The organism is Mesorhizobium sp. M1A.T.Ca.IN.004.03.1.1, from assembly GCF_003997555.1.
In the GTDB taxonomy this organism is placed as follows: Bacteria; Pseudomonadota; Alphaproteobacteria; order Rhizobiales; family Rhizobiaceae; genus Mesorhizobium.
The window spans coordinates 1-244 of record NZ_RZTV01000915.1 but is presented as its reverse complement, the minus strand read 5'-3'; the positions used below and the strand labels follow the sequence as shown (position 1 = coordinate 244).

Sequence of the window (244 nt, the reverse complement as noted above, 5' to 3'; positions counted from 1 at the left end):
GTCGATCGTCGTATTGGCCTCGTCGCCGGCGCGGGTGATCGCCTCGCGCATCGTCTCGGCGGCCTCCTGTGCGCGCTTCTCGGTTTCCGTCAGAACGCGGCCGATATCGGCGAAGGACGACTGCACGCCCTGGCGCAGATTCCCGGTGACCTGGTTGGAGCGCTGCTCGGCCCGCTCAAACACGGTTTCAATCATGCCGCCGAGGCCGCGCATGGTCTTTTCGATCTCGTCGGAGCGCTGGACC

1 protein-coding gene is annotated in these 244 nt (G+C 66.4%); it reads right to left on the bottom strand.

All coding sequences use genetic code 11. From position 1 onward, the window contains the following. On the bottom strand, positions 1 to 244 hold a 244-nt coding region (locus tag EOD29_RS34350; protein WP_164764072.1), incomplete at both ends, for a hypothetical protein.